The organism is Lysinibacillus sp. FSL K6-4013 (genome assembly GCF_038630435.1).
GTDB classification, from domain to species: domain Bacteria; phylum Bacillota; class Bacilli; order Bacillales_A; family Planococcaceae; genus Lysinibacillus; species Lysinibacillus boronitolerans.
In genome coordinates this window covers 4,219,582-4,243,754 of record NZ_CP152031.1, presented here as the reverse complement: position 1 = coordinate 4,243,754, position 24,173 = coordinate 4,219,582, and the positions used below count along the sequence as shown (strand labels likewise).

At 36.1% G+C, this 24,173-nt stretch carries 21 protein-coding genes; 19 read left to right on the top strand and 2 right to left on the bottom strand.

The window, feature by feature from the left end; translation table 11 throughout:
* Positions 1 to 100 precede the first annotated feature (100 nt).
* The 3 genes from MHB39_RS21000 to MHB39_RS20990 all read left to right on the top strand — a co-directional run bounded on the left by MHB39_RS21000 (position 101) and on the right by MHB39_RS20990 (position 3,557).
* Complete coding sequence (locus MHB39_RS21000) at positions 101 to 787, top strand: ABC transporter ATP-binding protein (RefSeq protein WP_004231931.1); 687 nt, start codon at positions 101 to 103, stop codon at positions 785 to 787.
* Position 788: 1 nt separating this feature from the next.
* Positions 789 to 2,108, top strand: a complete 1,320-nt coding sequence (locus MHB39_RS20995; RefSeq protein ID WP_036079452.1) for an FtsX-like permease family protein — start codon at positions 789 to 791, stop codon at positions 2,106 to 2,108.
* Positions 2,109 to 2,226: 118 nt separating this feature from the next.
* A protein-coding gene (locus tag MHB39_RS20990) for an IS3 family transposase (protein WP_339280167.1) occupies positions 2,227 to 3,557 on the top strand; the annotation gives its coding sequence in 2 pieces (ribosomal slippage) (positions 2,227 to 2,608 and positions 2,608 to 3,557; 1,332 coding nt in all).
* 79 nt (positions 3,558 to 3,636) lie between these two features.
* On the opposite strand, the gene MHB39_RS20985 is transcribed toward MHB39_RS20990, so the two are convergent.
* Complete coding sequence (locus MHB39_RS20985; protein ID WP_342545232.1) at positions 3,637 to 4,797, bottom strand: SAM-dependent methyltransferase; 1,161 nt, start codon at positions 4,795 to 4,797, stop codon at positions 3,637 to 3,639.
* Positions 4,798 to 4,994: 197 nt separating this feature from the next.
* Between MHB39_RS20985 and putP the strand changes: the two genes are divergently transcribed.
* The 12 genes from putP to MHB39_RS20925 all read left to right on the top strand — a co-directional run bounded on the left by putP (position 4,995) and on the right by MHB39_RS20925 (position 18,548).
* Complete coding sequence (gene putP / locus MHB39_RS20980) at positions 4,995 to 6,482, top strand: sodium/proline symporter PutP (protein ID WP_016995390.1); 1,488 nt, start codon at positions 4,995 to 4,997, stop codon at positions 6,480 to 6,482.
* 133 nt (positions 6,483 to 6,615) lie between these two features.
* Positions 6,616 to 7,902: a GTPase HflX gene (gene hflX / locus MHB39_RS20975; protein ID WP_016995391.1), complete on the top strand. Its 1,287-nt coding sequence runs from the start codon at positions 6,616 to 6,618 to the stop codon at positions 7,900 to 7,902.
* Between the two features lie 412 nt (positions 7,903 to 8,314).
* Complete coding sequence (locus MHB39_RS20970) at positions 8,315 to 9,802, top strand: peptide MFS transporter (protein ID WP_036079448.1); 1,488 nt, start codon at positions 8,315 to 8,317, stop codon at positions 9,800 to 9,802.
* Positions 9,803 to 10,006: 204 nt separating this feature from the next.
* Positions 10,007 to 11,152, top strand: a complete 1,146-nt coding sequence (locus MHB39_RS20965; RefSeq protein WP_016995394.1) for a M20 peptidase aminoacylase family protein — start codon at positions 10,007 to 10,009, stop codon at positions 11,150 to 11,152.
* Entirely contained in the window at positions 11,152 to 11,976 is an 825-nt protein-coding gene (locus tag MHB39_RS20960) for a GNAT family N-acetyltransferase (protein ID WP_036079445.1), read from the top strand. The genes MHB39_RS20965 and MHB39_RS20960 overlap by 1 nt, the downstream gene beginning before the upstream one ends.
* Positions 11,977 to 11,997: 21 nt before the next feature.
* Positions 11,998 to 13,104, top strand: a complete 1,107-nt coding sequence (gene menC / locus MHB39_RS20955; protein ID WP_342545228.1) for an o-succinylbenzoate synthase — start codon at positions 11,998 to 12,000, stop codon at positions 13,102 to 13,104.
* A gap of 51 nt (positions 13,105 to 13,155) precedes the next feature.
* Positions 13,156 to 14,208, top strand: a complete 1,053-nt coding sequence (locus MHB39_RS20950) for a hypothetical protein (RefSeq protein ID WP_258860746.1) — start codon at positions 13,156 to 13,158, stop codon at positions 14,206 to 14,208.
* 285 nt (positions 14,209 to 14,493) lie between these two features.
* Positions 14,494 to 15,444, top strand: coding sequence for an ABC transporter permease (locus MHB39_RS20945; RefSeq protein ID WP_016995399.1), 951 nt, complete (start codon positions 14,494 to 14,496; stop codon positions 15,442 to 15,444).
* Positions 15,437 to 16,390, top strand: a complete 954-nt coding sequence (locus MHB39_RS20940) for an iron chelate uptake ABC transporter family permease subunit (RefSeq protein WP_342545225.1) — start codon at positions 15,437 to 15,439, stop codon at positions 16,388 to 16,390. Before MHB39_RS20945 ends, MHB39_RS20940 begins: the two co-directional genes overlap by 8 nt.
* Entirely contained in the window at positions 16,387 to 17,148 is a 762-nt protein-coding gene (locus MHB39_RS20935) for an ABC transporter ATP-binding protein (RefSeq protein ID WP_016995401.1), read from the top strand. The genes MHB39_RS20940 and MHB39_RS20935 overlap by 4 nt, the downstream gene beginning before the upstream one ends.
* 64 nt (positions 17,149 to 17,212) lie before the next feature.
* On the top strand, positions 17,213 to 18,232 hold the full coding sequence (locus MHB39_RS20930) for a siderophore ABC transporter substrate-binding protein (RefSeq protein ID WP_036079440.1): 1,020 nt from the start codon (positions 17,213 to 17,215) through the stop codon (positions 18,230 to 18,232).
* Between the two features lies 1 nt (position 18,233).
* Positions 18,234 to 18,548 carry an antibiotic biosynthesis monooxygenase gene (locus MHB39_RS20925; RefSeq protein ID WP_016995403.1) on the top strand — a complete coding sequence of 105 codons (315 nt, stop codon included), beginning with the start codon at positions 18,234 to 18,236 and terminating at the stop codon, positions 18,546 to 18,548.
* Positions 18,549 to 19,201: 653 nt separating this feature from the next.
* Here the strand turns inward: MHB39_RS20925 and MHB39_RS20920 are convergent.
* Positions 19,202 to 19,747, bottom strand: a complete 546-nt coding sequence (locus tag MHB39_RS20920; RefSeq protein ID WP_016992693.1) for a hypothetical protein — start codon at positions 19,745 to 19,747, stop codon at positions 19,202 to 19,204.
* Between the two features lie 340 nt (positions 19,748 to 20,087).
* Between MHB39_RS20920 and MHB39_RS20915 the strand changes: the two genes are divergently transcribed.
* From MHB39_RS20915 to MHB39_RS20900, 4 genes are read left to right on the top strand one after another with little or no spacing between them, the layout of a single operon-like run.
* The gene (locus MHB39_RS20915) at positions 20,088 to 20,990 is read left to right on the top strand and encodes a polyprenyl synthetase family protein (protein ID WP_342545221.1); all 903 of its coding nucleotides are present in this window, start codon (positions 20,088 to 20,090) and stop codon (positions 20,988 to 20,990) included.
* A gap of 12 nt (positions 20,991 to 21,002) precedes the next feature.
* Positions 21,003 to 21,161: a competence pheromone ComX gene (gene comX, locus MHB39_RS20910; RefSeq protein ID WP_016994779.1), complete on the top strand. Its 159-nt coding sequence runs from the start codon at positions 21,003 to 21,005 to the stop codon at positions 21,159 to 21,161.
* 5 nt (positions 21,162 to 21,166) lie between these two features.
* Complete coding sequence (locus MHB39_RS20905) at positions 21,167 to 23,455, top strand: ATP-binding protein (protein WP_342545218.1); 2,289 nt, start codon at positions 21,167 to 21,169, stop codon at positions 23,453 to 23,455.
* The gene (locus MHB39_RS20900; protein WP_238543007.1) at positions 23,439 to 24,050 is read left to right on the top strand and encodes a response regulator transcription factor; all 612 of its coding nucleotides are present in this window, start codon (positions 23,439 to 23,441) and stop codon (positions 24,048 to 24,050) included. The genes MHB39_RS20905 and MHB39_RS20900 overlap by 17 nt, the downstream gene beginning before the upstream one ends.
* Positions 24,051 to 24,173: the final 123 nt, after the last annotated feature.

The window sequence follows — 24,173 nt, the reverse complement described above, 5'->3', positions numbered from 1 at the left end:
CCTTCTTATTCTTAAGAATATCTTCATTTTTATCCTCCCTCTTTATTAAGAATTGTTTTCTACAATGGAAAATGAAGAAGAAAGGAGCGTTTATTAACTAATGATTCAAGTTGAAAACTTACAACATACATTTTTAATTGGAAAACGAGGGAAGGAAAAGCAAGTGCCTGTATTGAAAGGCGTGAACTTCGAGGTCAATAAAGGGGAAATTGTTGCTATTGTAGGCAAAAGTGGCTCAGGAAAATCGACCTTATTACAAGTTCTAGCTGGTTTTATGAAGGCTGAACAGGGCTCTATTAAAGTAAATGGAAAGGAAACAGCCCATCTAACTGAAACAGAAAGTGCTGCCTTTCGTTTACGTCAATTCGGTTTTATTTTTCAAAACTTTCAATTGATGCCTGGTTTAACGGCTTTCGAAAATATTGAATTACCTTTAAAGCTACAGGGTTTGCGTAAGGCTATGCGCAAAGAAAAAGTAAAGAAATTAATGGATAAGGTTGGTTTGACAGAAGTAGCAGACCATTATCCCAATGAATTGTCAGGTGGACAGCAACAGCGTGTCAGCATTGCACGAGCCCTTATTACGAATCCTCCCATATTACTTGCAGATGAGCCGACAGGGAGTCTCGATTCAGAAACCGAGCAGGATATCTTATTGCTTATTCAAAGTTTAAATCGTGAATTAGGGCTTACTTTTGTTATTATCACACACGATGAAGAAGTGGCTACTATCGCACATAGACGCTTCCGCATGTACGATGGAGAACTGGTAAAGGAGGAAGCTTAACATGTTATTTAAGGATCAATTAGATTTTGTAACACAACATATCAAGAAAAATAAGCTGCGTGTGTTTATGACGATACTGGCTGCAACGATGGGCTGTGCCTTTCTAATCGTGCTAGCATCTGTTGGTTTTGGATTACAGGAATCTTTACGCAATGAAATTCTTTCAAACGAAACAGTTACAAAAATTCAAGTATATGGTGATAAGCAATTAACTGAAGAACAAGTACAAGAAATTAAAAAAATGGAACATGTAGAAACAGTGCTTGAAACAATTAGTGTCAATGCCTCCGCGCAATCATTTTTTGAGGATCGTGATACAACTTCTAATTTAATATTGTCAGATATGCAGGACTTTGAACAGGTAAATGGAAAGCTTGCAAAAGGCCGCTATCCAACAAAATCTAATGAAATTGTTGTAGGCTATCATTTTGCTCAAACATTATTGAATGATACAGAACGTGACGTCATTGCGGAAAAAAGTAAAAAGGCTGAAGCTGAGGGCACGTATTATGATGGCAGTGAAGAGGGCTATAAAGAGTCTTTGCTTGGAAAAAACATAGACCTGTCCTTAGTTCCCCACACGGGTACAAATGATGAAACGCAAAAAATGAGTTATACAATTGTTGGCGTAATGGAGAAACCTTCTTATGATTGGATGGTTGATAACGCTATTCATATGGATAAAGAGCAAAAGGCAGTATTAGCTGAAAATTTATCTACAGATAGTAACATGGCAGAGGATGAGCTGTTTTACTCCGAATTTAATATTTATGCGGATACTTTAGAAAACGTTAAGCCGATTTTAGAGAAGTTAAAAGATAAGGGCTATAGTGTATTTTCAGTAACGGAGCAATTAGAACAAATGAATGTATTTTTCCTTGTATTAAAAATTGGCTTAATCTTTGTAGGCACAATTGCTGTGTTGATTGCTTCTATCGGTATTTTTAATACAATGACAATGGCTGTCACAGAGCGGACACGCGAAATTGGTGTGTTAAAGGCGATTGGGGCAAGTCCAAAGCTTATTCAACGGTTATTTTTAATGGAAAGCACATTTATCGGTATTTTTGGTACGCTAATTGCTGTTGTCATCTCTTATGCTATTAGCTTTGCGGCTAATGCAGCATTACCATTAATTCTTAAGGCGGCAACAGGGGAGGAAGCGTTTGCAACAAATGATATAACATTTTCTCTTATCCCATGGCAACTAGTCATTATTGCAGCGGCCATTAGTGTTGGTGTAGCGATGATTTCAGGTTATCGCCCAGCACGCAAAGCAACTAAAATCGATGTTATTCAAGCTTTACGACAAGAGTTATAATGAAAAAGGCGATCCAATCAACGTAAACTGTACCCTATAAGATAGACACTTTGAAAAAAGTCTATCCTATAGGGTACTTTTGTTTATAATGAGAAAAAAGATGTTGGGGTAGAGTGAAATGACCAAAAGATATTTTACGAAAATGGAACAAGAACAACTAAAATGTAATCCAAATGTGCAAGCAGTTAGCGAGAAAGCGATCACATATACTGACGAATTTAAACGTCATTTTATTGCGGAAAATGAAAAAGGTAAATTCCCAAGAGAAATTTTTGAAAATGCGGGTTTAGATGTTGAATTAATCGGTATAAAACGAATCGAATCTTCAGGCAAACGCTGGCGAGCTTCTTATCGTAAAGCAGGTGTCGGAGGTTTACAAGATACACGTAAAACAAATTCAGGTAGACCTTCCGAACGCGAATTGACATTAGAAGAAAAATTGAAGCGTTTAGAGGCGAAAAATCGGTTACTTGAAGCAGAGAATGAATTGTTAAAAAAGCTCGATCTACTCGAAAGGCAGATGTTGAAGAAGAAATAAAAATCGCTACGACACTAAAATTTGAACTCATCCATCACACGATGAAAAAGTATAAATTAAAGCGTTTAGTCAGCTATTTATGTGATGTGATGGGTATATCTCGGTCTGGCTATTACAATTATTTTTTAGAAAAATCAGCTCAGAAGCGTGTGGAGCAAGAACAAGCAGATGAAGTGGTAAAGGAAATCATTTTAAAAGCGTATCATTTCAGAGGGCGAAAAAAAGGAGCACGTCAAATTAAAATGACGTTAGAAAATCAATATGGAATTACGTACAATCTGAAACGTATTCGCCGTGTGATGAAAAAATATCAGATTATCTGCCCGATTCGAAAAGCGAATCCAACTCGACGTATGGCAAAAGCAACGAAAGAACATCGTACGTGCCCAAATGAATTACAACGCAACTTTAAACAGGGTATGGCCGGAAAAGTGTTACTGACAGATATCACCTATTTAACGTATGGAAGCAGTAAACGCGCTTATTTATCAACGATTAAAGACGCTGAAACGAATGAAATTTTAGCGTATGAAGTGTCGTCTTCATTAAGTATAGATATTGCCCTCAATACGCTTCATCAATTGAAGAAACACCGCCATTTAACGGAAGATGCCTTTATTCATTCGGATCAAGGATTCCATTATACCAATCCACAATTCCAAAAACTTGTGAAGAAAATGGGGTTAGGACAATCCATGTCTCGCCGTGGAAACTGTTGGGACAATGCGCCACAAGAATCATTTTTTGGACATTTTAAAGATGAAACAACTATCGAGAAATGTGAAACATTAGAAGAAGTCAAACGAGAAATTAAGAGTTATATGATGTATTACAACCATTATCGAGGGCAATGGCATTTGAAAAAGCTGCCGCCTGCAAAATACAGACAGCAGCTTCAACAAGTTACCTAGCTTTTTTTAAAATGTCCTTTACAAAGGGTACAGTTTAACGTTGGATCGCCTTTTATTTGGAAAGAAGTACATCTGTATGTTATAAATACTCTTTTAACTCATTCGCTAAAAATGGCGTTGCATTCAATAAATTTAAGAAGGCTTCATAGCTGGCACGTTGTTCTTTAGTTGGTTTTTTACCTGTTTGATATGCTCGAATTAATATGTTTTTAGGTGTATTCTCCATATCGATAAACTCTAAAAGCTGTGCTTCATAGCCAACAAGCGATAAAATTTCAGCTCGAATAGCATCTGTAGCAAGTGCCGCAAATCGCTCTCGAACAAGTCCATGTTGCAACATAATATCGAGAGCAGGTGTATTTAATTGACGATTTAACTCATGCTGACAGCAAGGCACACTTAGAATGACACTTGCTCCCCATTTCACAGCACGAGCCAAGGCCATATCTGTTGCTACATCGCATGCATGGAGTGTCACTACCATGTCTACAGCACTTTCATCATTATAATCATTGATATCTCCTACAAGAAATTCTAGCTGATCATAGCCTAGATCCTGTGCTATTCTTGAGCATTCTTCAATAACCTCTTTTTTTAAATCTAAACCTGTAACACGAATGTCTAAGCCTTTTTCAATTTTTAAATAATGATACAAAGCAAAGGTTAAGTAGGATTTACCTGAGCCAAAATCTAATATCCGTACCTGTCGATCCTGAGGTAAGTATGTTAAGGCATCATCAATAAACTCAATAAAGCGGTTAATCTGTTTAAATTTATCATACTTTTGTTTTTTAACCTTTCCTTCTTCTGTTTGTACCCCCAGTCTTATTAAAAATGGATAGGGTTGATCATCAGATAGTAAATAATTTTTTTTACGATTATGGCTTAAATAGACTTGTTTAGGTGAAGCCGTTTTATCTGATTTCCAAAGGACTTTGTTCTTTTTTGACAATTGCACTTGTACCGTCTCATCTACGAAATCAATATGGGCTTGACGATACTCTTCAAAAAACGCGTCGAGCTTGGAAGGAAAATGAGCCAATAGAATATTTTCATGTTTTAAAATCCGTTCATATTGGTATTCAATTTGTATATGGTACTGATTCTTTAACATTAATGGTTTTAATTTTATACGTTTTATTTCGTTTGATTTCATACGTGGTTGACTGATTGTAGCTGTCACAAGCTGTTGTTGCAATATTTGCTCAGTGAGCAGAGCTTTCATTTCTTCAAATGTCATACATTTTCGCCTACTTTATTGTGTAATAGATGGCACTAGTTTAACACATTTTATAATAGACAATGGATACTTTGGATTCGGAATTAATTTAATAAAATTTCCGAGTATTTATAGGTAGAATTGTATATTCATGGTATCTTAAATATAGTAATTCTTTTTGAATTAGTGATACTAAGGATTAATAAGGAGGAGAAAATATGTCGGATAACATGTATCAATTATTAGCGATTGTTATTTATATGGTCGCCATGCTAGCGATTGGCTGGTATGCATTTGTTAAAACCTCGAATTTAACAGATTATATGCTTGGCGGTCGTTCCTTAGGTCCAGCGGTTACTGCGCTAAGTGCGGGTGCTGCGGATATGTCTGGCTGGCTCCTAATGGGCTTACCAGGTGCGATATTTTTATCAGGTCTTGTGGAAGCTTGGATTGCAATTGGATTAACAATAGGAGCTTACCTAAACTGGCTACTTGTGGCACCGCGTTTACGGGTATATACACAGGTTACAAATGATTCCATTACTATTCCAAGTTATTTGGATAATCGATTACGTGATCATACAAAGCTTATTAGGATTGCTTCAGGTATCATCATCCTCATATTCTTTACATTTTATGTATCGTCAGGGATGGTAGCAGGGGGCAAGTTTTTTGAGAGCTCATTTGGCTATGATTATCACACAGGGCTATTAATCGTTTCAGGTGTAACAGTTGCCTATACATTATTTGGTGGATTTTTAGCTGTAAGTTATACAGACTTTTTACAGGGACTTATCATGTTTTTAGCACTTATTACTGTACCGCTATTTGGTTTATTTGTAACAGGTGGTATAGGTGAAACCATTTCATCTATTAAATCTGTTGATCCAGATCTTCTAAATTTATTACCGGCCACTGCGACAGCAGCAGGGATCATTTCGTCGGTTGCTTGGGGATTAGGCTATTTTGGACAGCCTCATATTATTGTCCGCTTTATGGCGATTAGTTCCGTTAAAGAAACGAAGCAAGCACGACGCATTGGTATTGGCTGGATGATGTTAAGCTTATTTGGAGCTATTGGAACTGCCTTGGTGGGTGTAGCTTATTATCAGCAAAATGCTGGAGAGCTAAAAGACGCTGAAACAGTATTTATTGTACTTGGACAGATTTTATTCCATCCATTTATAGCAGGGATTATGCTGGCGGCTATTTTAGCAGCTGTTATGAGTACAATTTCATCCCAATTAATCGTAACTTCTTCAGCACTTGTAGAAGATATTTATAAAGCATTATTTAATAAAACAGCAGACGATAAGCATTATGTTTTTGTGGGACGTATGGCTGTATTAGTTGTTGCGATTATTGCAGCAATCCTAGCATGGAATCCAGACAGTTCCATCTTAAGCTTAGTTGGCTTTGCTTGGGCAGGTTTCGGTGCCGCATTTGGACCTGTTATTTTACTTTCTTTATATTGGAGAAAGTTAACGAACTATGGAGCACTTAGTGGGATGGTAACAGGAGCTGTAACTGCGTTTATTTGGGGTAAAGTAGATGCTTTATCAAGTGCGTTGTACGAAATTGTTCCGGGCTTCCTTGTTTGTTTAATTGTTGCGGTTGTTGTCAGTATGCTGACATATAGACCTAATAAAGAAATTGAAGAAGAGTTCACACGCTCAGAAGCATTGCTAAAAGAAGAAAGAAAATAGTTGAGATGCGCCTTTCTGTGAGGCGCATTTTTTAGAAAGGTTAACAATGATCTTCAAATACGAAAAAGAGTATTTTATGGTAAGATGAAGAAAATTTATCGTAGCGATACCGGGCTTTGGTGGGAGGTTTCTAATGGATAGAATTAAGGAAGTTGATGTATTAATTGAAAAGGCCATCCTAGTTGGCGTGAATTTACGAAATGACGAGCATTTTGACTATTCTATGGAAGAGTTACAAAATTTAGCTGAGGCTTTGCGGGTAGAAGTGGTTGGGACGGTCACGCAAAATTTGGAACGTGTAACACCTTCCCATTATGTGGGTACAGGTAAAATAGAAGAAATCAAAAATTTTTATGAAGAAGCACAAGCAAACCTTGTTATATTTAACGATGAACTGTCTCCTTCGCAAATCCGTAATTTAGAGCGTGATTTAGCAACGAAGGTCATTGATCGAACAATGCTGATTTTAGATATTTTTGGAAGACGTGCAAAAACACGTGAAGCCCAAATGCAGGTGGAGTTAGCACAGCTTCAATATATGCTACCTCGCTTAGTGGGTTTGCATGCCTCTTTAAGCCGTCAGGGTGGAGGTACTGGGGGAGGCTTTAAAAACCGTGGTGCTGGTGAAACAAAGCTGGAACTGGATCGACGAAAAATTGAAGATCAAATTGCTAAAATTAAAAAGGATCTTGAGCACGTGAAGGAGCAGCGAGAAACGCAGCGTAAACAGCGTCGTAAAAACGCTCTTCCAGTTGTATCGATTGTTGGCTATACAAATGCTGGAAAATCAACGATTATGAATCAACTGCTTACACAAATAGGACAAGAAGAGCATAAACAAGTCTTTGAGAAGGATATGCTTTTTGCAACTCTTGAAACTTCTGTACGTCAGATTGAACTACCTGATAAAAAGACATTTTTACTGACAGACACTGTAGGCTTTGTGAGTAAATTACCTCACCATTTAGTGAAGGCATTTCGCTCCACTTTGGAAGAGGCGCGAGATGCGGACCTTTTACTCCATGTGGTAGATGTTTCAAACGCTGAGCATGGATTTATGATGGATGTGACGAACGAAACACTAAAAGCAGTTGGTGTTGAGGACATTCCCACAATCTATGTATACAATAAAGCAGATATAGCAACTGTTCCATACCCTGTAGTGAGTGGAGATAATATTTGGATTTCAGCAAAGCAGGGGATTGGTTTAGAAGAATTAATACAATTAATTCGTCAACACATCTTCTCGCATTATGTAACGGTTGACATGTTAATACCTTATGATCAAGGGAACGTTGTCTCTTATTTAAATGAAAATGCCTCTGTTTTTAATACATCCTATGAAGAGGGTGGGACATTATTGTCTCTTGAAGTAAAAGCAGCAGATTACGCAAAGTATCAGCACTATGTTGTTAATTAAAAATTAAGGACTTCCCAAAGCATGCCAAAAGATTTTTGGCATGCTTTTTGTCATTAGAGGGAATAGTAGAATCTAGAGCAATGTGAAGGGTGTATCTAAAAGGTTATAGAAAAAGAGTATAAATTTGTAAGTAAAGTAATAAATCTGAATTTTATATATTTTAGAATAATTCATTGTATGTGTAATAATTTTTTGGATATAAAGTGTGAGAAAACTTAGATATATCAAAGGATTTAATAATTTAGATAGTAATCAATCAGAATTTATAGAAAAATGACAAATTTTCAACATTTTTTAAAACTCTTGATAAAGTTTATAAAACGCTTTAGTATGATGAAACAAAGTTTTTTTATCCTTATTTTAGGGTAATGATGTTTTTGGAGAATAATTTTATATTGGGAGAGGGTATTGTATGTCTAGTAAAGATGAAGTTGTAAAATCTGTCCCTCAAAATGGCTTTGTTGGACACCCTAAAGGGCTCTTTACTTTGTTTTTCACAGAATTTTGGGAACGTTTCTCGTACTATGGTATGCGAGCAATTCTCATCTTCTTTATGTATTACGAATTACATGAGGGTGGCTTAGGTCTAGACCGCGGAACTGCGAACTCTATTATGGCCATCTACGGCTCACTTGTTTATATGTCTGGTATTATAGGTGGATGGATTGCCGACCGAGTTTTAGGAACACGAAAAACCATTTTTTATGGTGGCGTGTTAATAATGATTGGTCACTTACTGCTAGCATTGCCTGGTGGTGTGAGCATGTTATTTGCTTCGATGGCATTTATCGTTATGGGTACTGGTTTATTAAAGCCAAACGTTTCAAGTATTGTTGGGGACATTTATGCTGAAACAGATAGCCGCCGTGATGCAGGTTTTTCTATTTTCTATATGGGTATTAATATGGGAGCATTCATTGCACCATTTATTGTCGGAACAATTGGACAAAAATATAGCTTCCACCTTGGCTTTGGTTTAGCTGGCCTGGGTATGTTTATTGGTTTAATTGTTTATAAATTAACAGAGAAAAAATATTTAGGCTTAGCGGGCTTACAAGTAAATAACCCACTAAAGCCTGAAGAACGTAAAAAAGTCTTTACACAATTCGGAGTTGCAGCTTTACTGATTATCATCTTAGGTGCTATTGGTATTAAAACTGGTACATTAACAATGAATGTATTTAGTTTTATCATCACAGCTCTTGGTGTATTAATTCCAACTGCATTCTTTATTTATATGTATCGCAGTAAAAAAACAACAAAAGATGAAAAGTCTCGTTTACTTGCTTATATTCCCTTATTTTTATCAGCGGTAATGTTCTGGGCTATTCAAGAACAGGGCGCAACAATTTTAGCGACTTATGCAGATGAGCGTACACAGCTAAGTATTGGTGGTATTCAGCTTCAATCTTCTTGGTTCCAGTCGTTAAACCCATTATTTGTTATTACAATGGCACCATTATTTGCGATGCTATGGCTTAAATGGGGAGACAAGCAGCCAACAACACCACGTAAGTTCTCATATGCATTGTTCTTTGCAGGTCTCTCATTTTTAGTGATGATGATTCCAGCACACCTATCTGGTGGAAATACATTAGTGAGTCCTTTATGGTTAGTATTGTCATTCTTCTTAGTAGTTGTTGGTGAGTTATTATTATCACCAGTTGGTCTATCTGCTACAACGAAATTGGCACCACAGGCCTTCGCAGCACAAACGATGTCTTTATGGTTTTTAACAAGTGCAGCAGCACAAGCAATTAATGCACAATTAGTTAAGGTCTATGAAGTTGTAAGCGAATTCACATACTTTGGTTTCTTAGGTACCTTATCTATTGTAGTCGGAATTATTATATTAATTCTTTCACCGATTATTTCAAAAGCGATGAAGGGTATTAATTAAATGAAAGATGCAAGTACAGTTTTCTTAATAGCTGTACTTGCATCTTTTTTTGCTATCTAAATAAAAGTCTACCTAAGAAACTGAGAGCGAAATATATTATCGTAAGTAGTTATTTTATTGAATGTGGGTAAAGTTTCTATGTAGAAAATTAACATTTTCGTTATAATAATTTTAATAATATGAAAATTTAAGGGGTTGGAATCCATGAAGGAAGAGTTAGATTATTTGAGGCCAAGATTAATGGAGATTTTTACGTATTTACATGCGAATCCAGAAATCAGCTGGCATGAGGTAGAAACCACCAATTATATAGTGGAGCTATTAACGCAAGAAGGTTTTTCTCCTAGACGATTTAAAAATTCCACAGGATTATATGTTGATGTAGGCAACGGTGACCCCAAAGTAGGATTAAGAACAGATATAGATGCTTTATGGCAAGAAGTAGATGGCCATTTCCGTGCGAATCATTCATGTGGACATGATGGGCATATGACGATGGCCATTGGTACACTATTACTTTTAAAAGAACTACAGCTATCTATTAATGGTACAATTCGTGTTATTTTCCAACCTGCTGAAGAAAAAGGGACTGGAGCATTATCCGTAATAGAAGAAGGCGTTATTGATGACTTAGATTATTTATTTGGTGTCCATGTAAGACCTGTTCATGAGCTAGAGGACGGCACTTATTGTGCGGCCTTATATCATGGTGCCTCTCGTTTACTTGAAGGCGAGATTATCGGAGAGGATGCCCATGCTGCAAGGCCACACCTTGGTATTAATGCAATTGAAGTAGGTGCAACAATTATCGAAGATTTGCGAACCATTCATACAGATCCTATGGTTCCTGTATCTGTAAAGATGACGAAATTCCATGCAGGGGGAGATTCGGGCAATATTATTCCAGGTAATGCCTCATTTACGATTGATATTCGTGCACAACAAAACAAGGTGATGGACGATTTAGCACAAGGTGTAAAGCGTGTGATAGATTCTTCTAAATTATTGCATAAGGTACAAATAGAATTACGTACGGTTGCCAATATCGTAGCTGCTGAAGTTGATACAAGTGCTCAATATTTGATGGAGCAGGCAATTATACAGGCTGCTGGATTATCAAATTTAAGAAAGCCCGTTCATACTCCTGGTGGAGAGGATTTTCACCATTATGCTGTACAACGGCCACATTTAAAAACAACCATGCTAGGCTTGGGTTGTGGATTAACACCAGGGTTGCATCATCCGAAAATGAAATTTAAACAAGCAAGACTTGTCACAGGAGTGGAGATACTTACAAGAGCGGTTTTATTAGCTTTGGAGACAGGGCATAAAAAGGAGGCGTCAGCATAATGTTAGAGCAAGTACGTATTCACAAAGTAATGACACCGAAAGAAATTGCAGAAATCCAAAAATTAAATGCTGAAATATGGGGCAGCCAAGCAATTCCCTCCCATCAATTACTAGCTGCTGTACAAAATGGGGGAATCGTATTAGGAGCGTATTTAGATGAAAAGCTAATTGGCTTTAACTATTGCTTCGTTGGCTATCAGAATAGAGAAATGTACTTACATTCGCACATGATTGGTGTAGAAAAAGCATATCGTGAACAAGGTGTGGGTGAATTATTGAAGCATGCCCAACAAGAATATGCCAAAGAGCATGGTTTTCAACTTGTCCGCTGGTTAATTGAACCGTTAGAAGCACGTTTGGCGAATCTAGCATTTCTAAAATTGAACGCCACTAGTTATCAATATGAAAATGATTATTATGGTCCGCTTCGAGATGACTTTAATGAAGGACTACCTTCAGATAGATTAGTCGTTGAATGGTGGATTGAGCACGATCAAATGGCAGATAGCCTTGATGAATTAGAAGAAGTAGCGCAGGAAATTGTACCTTGGACATTAACAGTCGACGGATTACCGGTTCTAGATGTAGAAAATACATTTCAGTTGGAACAATCCTTTTATAAGGACGCCTATCTCTTACCAATCCCTCAATCATTACAGAAAATGAAAGTGGAAAGTCCAAAACTTGCAGAGGACTGGCGTTATAAAGTTCGCACAATCCTAACAACCTTATTTAACCAAGATTATGCCATTGTACGCATGAAGAAACATCCAGAATATGTTCATAGCTATCTGTTAGTCAGACGCTCCTTATTAGCTTTATAATCATGATAGGGAGTGAACATTGTGAGATTAGAAAAGATTACATTAAGGCATTTAAAAATGCCTATGAAAGCACCATTTACAACGAGTTTTGGCACTGTTGATGAAAAGGAACTGCTATTAATTGAGGCAAAAGATAAATCAGGGATCACAGGATGGGGAGAAACGGTTGCCTTTGTAGCACCATGGTATACAGAAGAGACATTAAAAACAACTTGGCACATGCTACAAGATTTTTTGATACCCATCTTGTTACATAAAGAGATCGGGCATCCAGATGAGGTGACCTCATTATTTGCACCTATTCGTCGAAACTGCATGGCGAAAGCTTCAATTGAGGGTGCTGTATGGGATATCTATGCTCAGCAAACAAAGCAATCACTTGCACAGGCGTTAGGTGGTCAAAAAAAACGTATTGAAGTGGGAGTCAGCGTGGGTATTCAACCATCTATCGCGCAGTTGATAGCATTAATAATAGATCATATTGAAAAAGGCTACAAAAGAGTGAAGATTAAGATAAAGCCTGGAGAGGATGTCGAGGTAGTACGGGCAATTCGTGCGGAACTGCCAAATTTACCCTTGATGGTAGATGCAAACTCTGCTTATACGTTAGATGATATAGAAATACTACAGCAGCTTGATGACTTTAATTTATTAATGATTGAACAACCATTAGCTACTGATGATATTGTCGATCATGCAACATTGCAGAAAAAGTTAAAAACGCCTATTTGCTTAGATGAAAGCATCACATCATATGAGGATGCCAGACGAGCAATAGAACTTGGAAGCTGTGGTGTTATAAATATCAAGATTGGACGAGTAGGTGGTTTAACGGAAGCGAAACGAGTTCATGATCTGTGTAAAGCGAACCATATTCCAGTTTGGTGTGGAGGAATGTTAGAGGCAGGGATTGGACGAGCACATAATATTGCCTTAACATCTCTTAGTCATTTTTTATTACCTGGCGATACAGCAGGCTCTAGTCATTATTGGTATGAGGATATCATTGATCCAGAAGTAAACGTCAAAGATGGCTATATTGAGGTACCCCAGTCGGTAGGTATTGGTTTTAGGCCTAATATGGCTGTTATTGATAAATTAACGATTAGCAAAGAAATCTATCAATAAGGCAGTACTTAGTCAATCATTTAGTATATAGGAAAATGAGGAGAGAACTGATTGAAAAAAAGCTTGCAAATCGGTGGTGCCTATGTGGGGATTATCGTTGGAGCAGGATTTGCATCAGGGCAGGAGATTGTCCTTTATTTTACAAGCTATGGCTTTAAAGGCATATATGGAGCATTGTTAGCTATGGTTGGTTTCTCAATTGTTGGAATGTGTGTTGCTCAAGTGAGCTCTAGGCTTCGCACAGCATCCCATAAGGATTTGATTTATCAAATTTCAGGGAATGCTATGGGCTTTATATTGGATTTAGTTTTATCACTCTTTTTATTTGGTGTAGCTGTCATCATGTTTGCTGGGGCTGGTGCAACATTCCAGCAAATGTTTGGACTGCCTATCTGGCTTGGGAGTATTTGTATGATCTTGCTTACAGTAGCCACAGTCATGATGGATGTGAAAAGCATCATTAATATCATTGCACTTGCTACACCGTATCTACTAACCGTTGTGTCCATCATCGCTATCTATGCTATTGCAACGATGGATTTTACCTTTGCAGAGCAAGCTGTTATTGCTCAACAGGCTCAAATAAGTGAGAAAAGTTGGTGGGTAACGGCTTTATTATACATGTCGTTCAATGTAGGGGTTAGCTTCTCTTTATTGACTGTTATGTGTGGTTCTATACGCAATCATAAGGTAGCTGGCATGGGTGGTATAATTGGTGGGATTTTGTTAGGTGCTTTAATTTTACTTGTGAATTTCTCCCTTTTAGCAAAGATGAATATCATTGTTGGACTAGACATTCCGATGCTAGCGTTAGCTAATGAAATTCATCCGATTGTTGGAGTATTAATGACTATTTCTCTTTTGGGAATGATTTATAATACGGCAGTAGGGATGCTATATTCCTTTATGGTAAGATTTTTTGAGCCTAGTAGAGCAAGCTTTAGGGTTGCAGTCATATTTATAGGTGGTCTCGGTTTTTTAGCAAGCCTTGTAGGATTTACAACGCTAGTAGCTAAACTATATGCAGTGATGGGCTATGTAGGGCTAGTATTAATCATATTCATTATTTCTGCATGGTTAAGAGGCACTAAGAAAATTATTTAATATAAAAATGGTAATTGAGCGATAGACTTTATTCTCAATTACCTTTTTATTTGGATAAAAACATTGTAGAAATAGTGAATTATTTCGGTTCAATTGATTTGCGATAATGCTGATATTTCGTTAATTTGGCATATTTTTTAGTTAATCATAAATAAAACGAGAATAATTCTCATTTGTTGGTTGACTGAGAATAAAATCATGCTTATAATGGAAATCGTGAGTAATGATAATCATTTTCACTAATAAGTGAGTTACGCACAAAAATGAAATCTACCGGGGATTACTATGAAAATAAGATATCTTTTAACAGCAACTGTTTTGCTGTCTATTGTGTCGCTATTTATCGGAGTAGTTGATATTAAGCCTAGCGACCTATTAGACTTCCAATCAGAAGAAACTAGACTATTTTTAATTAGTCGTGTACCTAGACTTGTTGCCATCTTGCTAGCAGGTGCAGGTATGAGTATTGCTGGTTTAATTATGCAAAGCTTAAGTAGGAATAAATTCGTATCACCAACAACAGCTGGTACATTAGATGCCACACGGTTGGGTGTATTGATTTCAATGATGTTCTTTACGAATGTTACGTATTTCCAAAAAATTTCCTTCGCTTTCATATTTGCTTTAGCCGGCACATTACTATTTATGCAAATATTAAACCGAATTAAGTTTAAAGATGCGATTTTTATACCGCTTATTGGCTTAATGTTTGGGAATATATTGTCCTCTGTTACAACATTCTTTGCGTATAAGGCGAATATTATCCAGAACATTTCCGCATGGTTACAAGGAGATTTCTCATTAATCATGAAAGGCCGTTACGAACTGTTATACGTAAGTGTACCAATACTCATTTTGGCTTACATTTACGCAAATCGTTTTACAGTGGCTGGGATGGGAGAGGATTTTGCAAAAAATCTTGGTCTATCCTATAAATTTGTAGTCAATTTAGGCTTAGTGTTGGTAGCTCTTATCTCCACGACAGTGGTGTTAACAGTCGGTATCATTCCGTTCCTTGGTTTGATTATTCCGAACATTATTTCCCTGTTTAAAGGTGATAATTTGGCGAAAACCTTGCCGCATACAGCATTACTTGGTATGTCATTCTTATTATTCTGTGATATTTTAGGACGAGTACTGATTTTCCCTTATGAAATACCAATAAGTATGACTGTTGGTGTAATTGGAAGTGCCATCTTCCTATTCATGTTGTTTAGGGGGAGAGCATATGCGTAATCGTACAAAAATGTTGATTTTACTAGGTCTCGCTGTTATAGCAGTTGTCCTATATTTATTTTGGGAACTAAATGGTAACTATCACTATGCTTTTCCGCGCCGTGTCATAAAGGTAGTGGCAATGGCATTAACAGGTATAGCGATTGCCTATTCAACAGTAGTTTTCCAAACAATCACACATAATCGTATTTTAACGCCAAGTGTCATGGGTTTAGATGCTTTGTATATGTTAATTCAAACATGCATCTACTTTTTCTTTGGCTCTACATCCATATTAGTTATTAATATTTACTATAATTTTACGCTTGCAATTGGGGCGATGATTCTATTCGCTTTAATTTTTTACCGAGTATTGTTTAAAGAAGGAAAGCGCCCGATTTATTTTTTACTGCTTGTTGGAATGATTGTTGGTACGTTTTTAGGAAGTATTACTACGTTCTTCCAGGTATTAATAGATCCGAATGAATTTTTAGGCTTACAAAGTAAAATGTTTGCAAGTTTCAATAATGTTAATTCAGATTTAGTTTGGCTAGCAGGCGTTATCATATTAATAACATTTGTCTACGGTGCTCGTCATATGAATCAATTAGACGTCATGTCCCTTGGACGAGACACAGCAATTAATTTAGGTGTACCTTACGATAAGCTGGTGCAACGTATGTTAATTTTAGCTTCAATCTTGATTGCGGTTTCGACGGCGCTCGTTGGTCCAATCACATTCTTTGGTTTAATCGTTGCAAATTTATCGTATCAGTATTTTAGAACATACAAGCATTCCATCTTAATTACTGGCTCCTGTGTAATGAGTATTGTGGCTTTAGTCGGTGGGCAGTGGATGGTTGAACGTTTATTTAGTTTCACTACTACACTTAGTGTCATTATTAATTTTGTGGGTGGGGTCTACTTCATCTACTTATTATTAAGAGAAAGTAGGTCAGCAGGATGATACAAGTCAAAGAAATTACGAAGTTTTTTGGTAAAAAACCTGTCGTTCAAGATGTAAGTGTTGATATTGTTTCAGGAAAAATCACATCGTTTATTGGACCGAATGGTGCAGGGAAGTCCACGCTACTTTCTATGGTGAGCCGTTTACTGAATGCAGATACTGGCGAAGTACTACTCGATAAGGCAGATGTACGTAGCTGGAAATCGGATGATTTTGCTAAACGCGTATCGATTTTAAAGCAATCTAACTTTATGAATGTTCGTCTAACGATCCGCGAGCTTGTATCCTTTGGCCGTTTCCCTTACTCAAAAGGGCACTTAAAGCCAGAAGACGAAGAAAAAGTTGACGAAGCTATCCGCTATATGAATTTAGAAGATATGCAACACAATTATTTAGATGAACTTTCAGGTGGTCAACGTCAGCGTGCTTTTATTGCAATGGTTATTGCCCAGGATACGGAATATATCTTACTGGATGAACCATTAAACAACCTAGATATGAAGCATTCTGTCCAGATTATGAAGATTTTACGTAAGCTGGTTGATGAGCTAGGCAAAACGGTGGTTATCGTTTTACATGATATTAATTTTGCCTCTGTTTACTCTGATTATATTGTTGCATTAAAAGATGGTCGTGTTGTTAAAAATGGTCCTACAAATGACATTATTAACTCACATGCATTGAAGGAAATTTATGATATGGATATACCTGTTCAAGAGCAAGATGGTTGTCGAATTTGTGTTTATTTTAATTCGTAAAAATAGTTACAGATGGATGGACCATCTAACTATCAAATAACTTAATTAAAGGAGAAATTTCATAATGAAAAAATGGAAATTACTTACAGTGTTAATGGCAATGATGCTACTAGTATTAGCAGCTTGTGGTTCGAAAGACGAAGCAAAAGAAGATGATAAAGGTACGTCAACTGACAAACCGGCAGAAGAACAAAACGAGGCATCTTCAGCCTATCCACTGACTATTCCAGGTAGCACAATTGAAGGACGCGATGGTAATACTACGTTTGAAGAAGTAACACTTGATAAAATACCAGAAAAAGTTGTTGTTTTTGATAATGGTTTCCTAGATACTCTAGATGCATTAGGTGTTAATCCTACTGCAGTAGTACAAGATTCATTACCATCTTACTTAAGTAAATATAAAGATAGTGCTTATGTAAACGCAGGTACATTATTCGAGCCTGATTATGAAAAATTATCTGAAATTAACCCAGATATTATTTTTATCTCTGGTCGTGCGTCAGCAGCATATGCTGAATTATCTAAAATTGCACCAACAGTTTACATTGGTGTAGATAACAAAAACTTCCTAGAATCATTCAAAGCTAATACAGAATTAGCTGGTAAAATTTTTGGTAAAGAAAAAGAAGCAGCAGATGCGATCGCTGCATATGAAGCAAAAGTTGAAGAAGTAAAAGGCAAAGCAACTGCATCAGAAGAGAAAGCTTTAATCGTATTAGGTAGTGAAGGCGCGTTATCAGCATATGGTTCTGGTTCACGTTTCGGTGTTATCCATGATGTATTTGGTGTGAAAGCTGCAGATGAGAAAGTTAAAGTTGGAACACATGGTGATAATGTAAGTTTTGAATATGTTCGTGATACGAACCCTGATATTCTATTTGTAGTTGACCGTGATGCAGTAGTAAATGAAAACGGTGAGTCAGGTACTAAAGCTGCAATTGAAAACGAAATCGTAAGTGCAACTAATGCGGTGAAGAACGGTAAAGTGTTCTACCTAGATCCAGAAGTTTGGTACCTTTCAGGTGGCGGTTTACAATCTGAAACACTAAAAGTTGAAGATGTATTAAAGGCGTTTAACTAATATGTTTGTACAAATTAAACGTATTGTTGTGAAGGAAGGGAATTCGGATAAAGTGGTGGAACGTTTTGGTGCTAATCCAAACGGACCATCATTACTTGAACAACAACCTGGTTTCATTGATAAACAGGTACTTGTTAAGAAAGTTCGCCGTGGTGATGAAGAAGTGCTTGTGATGGTTCGTTGGGAATCAGAAGAAGCATGGAAAAATTGGGAGAAGAGTCCTGAGCATATTGCAGGCCATAAGGCAAGCGCAGGTAAACCGAAGCCTGATCATATCATTGAAAGCGGACAAGAAGTTTATTATGTAAAAGGTTAATCATCTAAGGGTGTCTCAAGGGATTGAGACACCTTTTCTTGTTGTTGAAAAAAGAATGTCACTAGCAGAAAAAGCCCTTTTAGCAAGGTGAGGGGTTGATTTCCGTTCCGCCAGCGTCCTTTCCAGGGGGCGTCCGATGAGCCGCTTCACTCACTTGCGCTCGCTCCAGGGTCTCCTCAGTGACGCTAAATCCCCTAGGAGTGACGCTGGCTCCACTCCAATCAACCATTCTGCAAAGTGTCTTTACTTTTTTCATAGTAGCATAACAATCAAATAGCCCATTATCTGTATTCTTAGAGGGGATAAGCTCTTATTTTCAATGTGGAGAAGTGATGCGTGACAACACCTCTTCATAAAGAGTAATGAACACCTTCACTTTATTTGAAAACCTTTGCTAAAAAGCGGTTTTTAGTGGTGGGCTACTGGACTACCATGGAATAGCGAGACAGGCAAAACTTTAAACGGAGCAGTAGCTGAGGAAGCGAATCGGCGCTCGCCTACGGGAAAGCAAGTAGCCTGCAACGGAAATTCATTTTCATCTTTTATAATAATGCTATTGATTGCTTTGTTTATCAACACTATGTAGAGATGTCGTTTTATTACTCAAAAAGCAGGTCACAATCAGTGTGACCTGCTTAGCTAAGTGGATAGGTTTAATGTTTAATAGATGGCTTTCTCCATTTACTAAATGTCGAATCCATATTAAAGGATATCGTGTTCTCATTAATGGACAAGCCTGAAATACTTGTATTACAAAGTTCATCCAAACTATCTGGGTGATTGTTATTATTAGATGCGTTGGCCGCCATTGCTAGCCCTCTAGCATTAATAATTGTGTCGTGTGGCGTTACATACACTATAGGGGAATCTATATTTAATCCAAAAGTGAAAGGATTGACTAATGACATACTAGAAATACTTTCGTTTGATATTCTAATAATTCCATATTGCTCAATATAATAATCTCGTTTTTGTTGAAATGTATCCTCAAATCCAGGAATATCACTAATATATTTTGAGTAGGGTGAAATGTTTTTATACGCAGCCAATGTTTCTTGATAGGCTTTTAATTCCGATTGTATAATGATTTTTTCAATTTGTCGTTGATCATTGCTTGGCTGTTTAATTGTAATTTCTTCAGTTGAGACAGAGATATTACATGAAAAAGTAGCCGTAAGTATGAAAACTGTTTCATTCATTTTAAGTCACTCCCAGTACAAAAAGATTTCATGTGCATCAATCTATCCTGACTTTAAAAATAAGATTTTATGGCTAATCTAAGCGTAACATCTGTTAGAACGCCATTTCAATGGTAAGTTTACGCCACTTTAATGGCGGTACTTGGTTCTCTACCGCCATTTTTTTAGTAATTATTAACAAAATTCTGGCGTGGTTTGCTTGAATAACGCCATTTTTTGGCGGTCTTTCACTTCATAGAGGAAATAATGGTATTTAATGTATTATAGAATTATACTACTAGTATTAATTCCCACTAATCTATATAATATCTAGTAATATACTAGATGGGAGAGAGGACTATTGAAGGATTTAGATGCACATATCGATGAATCATTAGACATCCTTATAGAAAATGAATTATTACTTGGCCCTGAGCTCAAGTTAATGCTAAAAAGCTTTAAAGAAGAAAAAACATCAGTAGGTTTTTCCTTTGGTAAATTGTGTTTTTGGCATTATGAAGCATTTTCAAGTAGTATAAATCAAGATATCTACAAGGTAGCTGCTGCAATTGAACTTCTTATACTATCTTTTGATATTATTGATGATCTGCAGGATAAGGATTCAGACTATAGTTGGAACAAAACACCTGAATTATCATTAAACGTTGCTTTAGCTATGCTGGTCATGGCATCTAAAACAATAGATGAAACCTCTTTTGTCCATAAAAGAGCGGCTATAAAGCTACTTGAGGAATACGCTTTAAAAAGTATAAATGGACAGCAATTAGACTTGCTAAATAGTTGTCGTGATGAAGATTCCTATGTACAAATGATTACCTTGAAATCTGGCTCATTAACAGCAATGGGTTGCTTGATTGGTGAAGTACTTGCAAAAGGAGAAATATCTCAAGAAGTAGAGGAATATGGGAAATACATAGGCATCATCCAACAAATTAAAAATGATATTCAAAGCTTAAAGGCGTGGGGTCCTAAAAATGATTTGCTAAATAAAAGGTATTCTCTGCCTATTATTTATCTTTTATCACAGAAAAATGATGTTTCAAAATCTGTTTCTAGCTATTATAATGATGATATAGTTACAGATTTGGATAATAATGCAACAGAAGACGCGTTGACAAATGGTGGGGCAATACGTTATGCCATTACGATAAAAAACGTCTACAAGTTTAAAGCATTGAATTATCTTGAAAATGTAGCTATAAATGAGATAGGTAGAGAATACCTACAAAAACTATTGAAATGAGGAGAGATAAGAATGATTAATGTAATCCAATATTTAGAGCAAAATCCAAGCCTAGTTGCACTATTAAGAGAACAAAAAGCCTCATTAGTTGGAGTTTCATCTGTAGAACAAAAAGCAATTTTAGAAGCGTTTAACGGTGAAATGAATACAGAAAGTGATATTTGGAACTAAGAAAGTTGCGAAGTAAGTTGTTTTGGCCCGCTATAATTCTCTATTTAATTATTGGTTTTTATTTAAATTATGTGAATTATAGCGAGCCTTATATACAGATTGGATTAGAAGAAGAGAATGGCAGATGGGTCATTTCTCAACTATATTATAAAGACTGGGCAGAGGGTCAAAATATTTCTGTTGGTGATGCAATTTTAACTGTAGATACTGAACCCATCAACGAATTAAAACAACTGAGGTATAAATCAAAAATTTTATCTGCTAATGAAATAACAATACTGAAGCCCGATGGAGATCTAATCAATATACATATTAAGCATTTGGATATCCCTCAACAATTTATCTATGTTTTAATCATTCCAGCTTGTTATTATTTATTAACATTATTCGTTGCATTTTATTTACATTTTAAACAAAGAAATACAAAATTAGCTGATTTACTAATTCTCTTTATGTTAACGGTTTCTTTGGCTTATGTAAGCAGTGGTGTCTCTGGTAGAATGGATACGATTGGCATTATCGTAAATCGAAGTAGTATGCTGTTATGTTTAGTTATACTGTTACATTTTTTGAGAAATTATTACTCATTTGTGAAAACTAATTGGGTGTTTACAAATAATATCAAGCTCTTTTATATACTTCCTTTCATAGCTTTTATATTAGGCTGTGTGGGCACTATTTATCCTGCTTCAAATGATATTCTTTCCAATGTTATATTGGCTATTTTCTTTATTCTCCTTGTGATCATCCTTAGTATTTTATTAATAAGCTATTTTAAGTACAGCTCACCTCAGTTGAAAATTTTATTAAATAGTATACTAATACCGTTTCTTCCATTTCTTTTTTTATATGCACTCCCAAAAATACTTTTTCATACGTATATACTTTCATCTGAGATAAGCTCGTTATTTTTATTGCTTATACCTTTTAGCTTTATTTTTACGCAATTAGCAGAGAGATTATTTGATATTGAATACCATATTACAAGATTACGTTATTATGTTATATTCTCTTTAATCTTTACTGTATGGTTCACAGTGGGACTATATCTTATTGCAGGGCATTATTTAACAATGACTGTCATGTCAGGGGTAGCTTTCTTTACATTTGCTTCATTAGTTATACTTTTTTACGTAAAAGAGAAGGTTGATTATCGCAAGCGGAAAATATTATTCTCCACAAAGGGTGACTATATTCATCAGCTATATACTGCCGTAGATAAAATTGGGAAAACAATTAAAATTAACGAACTTTTAGAGAAGTTTGCTTACGAGGTTTCCATGCATCTGGAGTTAGAGGATGTTTTTGTCTTAACATATAACTATGACAAAAATGAATTCATAACAATTGCTGGAGAAAGTATTACGATTGATCCTGACATAATGGAAGAAATCAGATTAGGTGAAATACGAAAGATTGACAAAGTTTATATAGCATTTCTCCATCAGGATGCACATTTTAAAAGAGCTTTAGTGCTAGGGCATAATAATACGATTCAATTAAAAGATGAGGAGCTTTTATGGCTTGAATTGCTCTTATTATATGTAAATAATTTTATTGAAAATACCAAGATGGTGGAAGAACTGCTAGAGGAACTGAAGCATATGAAGCAAGCTGATGATGGTCAGTTACCATGGCTAAATAAGCTATTATGGCTAAGGTTTGAAGAAGAAAAATACCAGTTAGCTCAAGAGTTACATGACACCAATTTACAGGAGCAACTTCATATTGCCCGCGAGGTGGATGTCCTAGTAAATGCAAAAAATACAACGGATATTCAAGAAAAGCTTGCAAAAATTCATAAACAAATGGTTGCATCCTTACATGAATTACGTACTTATTGTGAAAACCTAAAACCTCCGTTACTAGATACATTAGGTTTAAATGCTGCATTAGAAAAGTTGATTCGGAAAGTCCAAGAAAGAGCTAACTTCGCGCTTATTTACACAATTGATCGACTTTATTTAGAGGATGAGCGCATGAATTTAATGATTTATCGTTTATTCCAAGAGCTACTTAATAATGCGTTAAAGCATTCCTATGCAGCTTCTGTTGAAATTCATTTAAAAGAAATGAACGATGGTTTCGAAATCATTTATAAAGATGATGGTGTAGGCTGTAATGTAGAGGACATTATAGTAGCAGAATCGATGGGCATTCAAGGCATGCAGGAGCGTGTAAAAGCGTTTAATGGGCAATTTGCTATTGACTCGAATATCAATGAAGGGATGTTTATTAGAATCATGGTGAAAGAAGGGAGTGAAACACTTGATTACGATGCTCATAGTGGATGATCACCCTATAGTGTTAGAGGGAACTAAAAATTTATTTCAAGAGAATGAAGATATTATCATCGATACGGAAAGTGATGCAACTTGTGTCATTCAAAGGATAAAGAATAAACCGTACGATATCTATCTAATAGATATCAATATGCCATTAGAAAATGGAATTAACCTAGCCCGTAATATCAAAGCTATTCAGTCAAATGCTTCTGTTATTCTTTACACAGGCGATGATATTACGGATTATTATCCACTCATTTTAGAAAGAAAAATAGAAGGCATTTTAGCTAAAACAGCTTCGAAAGAGCAAATATTAAGAACAGTAAGGGCAATTGCAAACGGCGAAATTGTTTTACCTAAAAATTTCTTAGATTTTCTGGATGATAAATTTAAACTGCAAGGTGCTAAAAACATTCACTTAAATGAAAAGGAAAAGAAAATTTTAAGACTCATTGCAGAGGGCCATACAAATAAAGCAATCGCTATTGAATTAAATATTCCTCAACGAACAACGGAGAGATATTTAACTCAACTCTTTTCTTTGTTAAATGTAGACTCACGAACAGAAGCTGTAAATCTTGCTGAGAGAATGAATTTACTCTAAACAACTTCTATGCTATACTGTTGGTATATTTTTCAATTAATAGGGAGCATTATGGGAATTGAATAGCCTATATTTTCCCTCAGTTAAATAAATCCAAATTTCTGTGTTAAATAGCCTATGAAA